This window comes from Okeania sp. SIO2F4 (assembly GCF_010672385.1).
In the GTDB taxonomy this organism is placed as follows: Bacteria; Cyanobacteriota; Cyanobacteriia; order Cyanobacteriales; family Microcoleaceae; genus Trichodesmium.
This window is the reverse complement of sequence record NZ_JAAHGT010001291.1, coordinates 1-1,901: the sequence shown is the minus strand read 5'-3', so window position 1 is coordinate 1,901 and position 1,901 is coordinate 1. Positions and strand designations below refer to the sequence as shown.

1 protein-coding gene is annotated in these 1,901 nt (G+C 32.5%); it reads right to left on the bottom strand.

Annotated elements, in window-relative coordinates:
- Nucleotides 1-179: 179 nt before the first annotated feature.
- Nucleotides 180-1,718, bottom strand: a complete 1,539-nt coding sequence (locus F6K22_RS39780) for a TM0106 family RecB-like putative nuclease (RefSeq protein ID WP_293110565.1) — start codon at nucleotides 1,716-1,718, stop codon at nucleotides 180-182.
- Nucleotides 1,719-1,901 lie beyond the last annotated feature (183 nt).

Here is a 1,901-nt window from a genome sequence, read left to right as displayed (position 1 = left end):
TGCTACCAGGAGGGGAAGAATTGATGATTTATCTGTATGGGATTGATTTGATTTTTGATTCTCACCAGATGTCTATTAGATATCCCATTTATAATACTGATACTACTGGATTTGATATAAGCGAGACCCTCGAATTATCAAAAATTAAAAAGTTAGATATATCGACCATTATTATTTTTTTATCTATCATTCCTTCTTCGTTCTTCTAAAAATTTTGACAACCATTCTTTAATATAATAAGTAGCATAACAATCATCTTCATTATAAATAACAATTGCATCTAATAAAGAGCGATCGCCAGTTTTCAACCATTCCTCATACCAACAAACAGATTGAGCGCCATTAGCTTCAGAATTTCGCCATTCAAAACCTAACCAACGGGCAATATTTTTCAGAGCATAACTTTCTATAGGCAATGTAAGAGTTTGAGTAACAACTTGATGAATATCCACAAATCTTTTCAATAATGGTTTCCATTTGTAGCTAGGAGTTTTATACAGTTTAGCCAATCTTTTTACAGTTTGAATTTCATATTCACAGAAGTGATAAATTGGAGCGATAGGATATTTCCAAACTAAGTCTAAAAATTGATGCCAAATCAATTCTTCATCTAGAGGATTTTCGGCTAAATGAACATAAAACTTTTCTGTATTGTAACGTTTATCAACTACTAAAACACCATGTAAATAATCCAGGCTAATATCTGGTTGAGCTTCAATATCAAAATATAATTCTACAGGAGCATTCACTAGCTTAGTTAATTTATAATCAGTAATTGGTAAAATTTGACTCTCTAGTTTTTCTATAAATTTTCCATTTCTCAAGATAACCTTATTTTCCCAGACAGATTGAGCTTGTTGTACAACTTGTATTCCGATTCCATCAATAAATTCGGGGTAACTTTCTAAATCATTAGGATTAGCTTGAGCGAGAGATTCTAAAGTTGTTAAATTCAAGCTCTTCAACACAGCATATCTACTAGGAGTAACTCCTGGTAAAAGAGATAAATGTTTTTGATTTTCAGCAACAGCATGACAGCTATTATACCAAGTACAAATATTACATTTTTGACGGGATATAAAGACTTCCGGTTCTAGAGAATTTTGCAACATAGCAATCAACTCAGAAATAGTTTCCTGCATTTGTTGAATTCGCTGTTCTAAATTAACTTTATATAATCCTTTTTTTCGGAGAATTAACCAAGCAGTTTCCGGCAAAACTGCTTGAATACTTTCTAATATTTGAGCGTGGAAAGCAGCAACTATTTGATACTCTAATTTCGGACGTTTGCTTAACTTAACATCCGTGGGAATATAAACCCAATCACCAAAGCGAGAATATCCTGGTTGTTTAATTAATAAATCTGGATAACTAACAAAATTAATCGATGGAAAATTATCACTATGAATTTGATTTTGTGGGGGTAATTGTATGGCAGATTGCTGAATCATTAATATTCCCTTGTAAATAACATCAACACCTGCTGCCATTAATTCTTCTGTAGCCTTGCCTCCTGCAAATAAATCTCCATGAGGATAATCCGGCTTTTGATAATTATAATTATTGACAATACTAGACCTAAATTCCGAACTATCTCTAATCAATTTCAGCAGAAAATCACTAGGAGATTCTTGTTGTCTAAAATCTCCATAAACATCTAAAAATGCTTTTCTGGGACAGCGTTGGTAAGAAAGTAGCTGAGAGTCAGTTATAAACATTAATTATTTAGTTAGTGAGTCATTTCAGTTATCAGTTAGCCTCCGGAGGAGGAACTGCGCAATTCAGTTATCAGTTATCAGTACCTCCTTTCATTAATTGATAATGGATAATTACCTCAATTTCCTTTTTTATCCCCTTGAAAAAAGAAGGGATTGACCTGATTTTTTGGTCAAAAATCTACA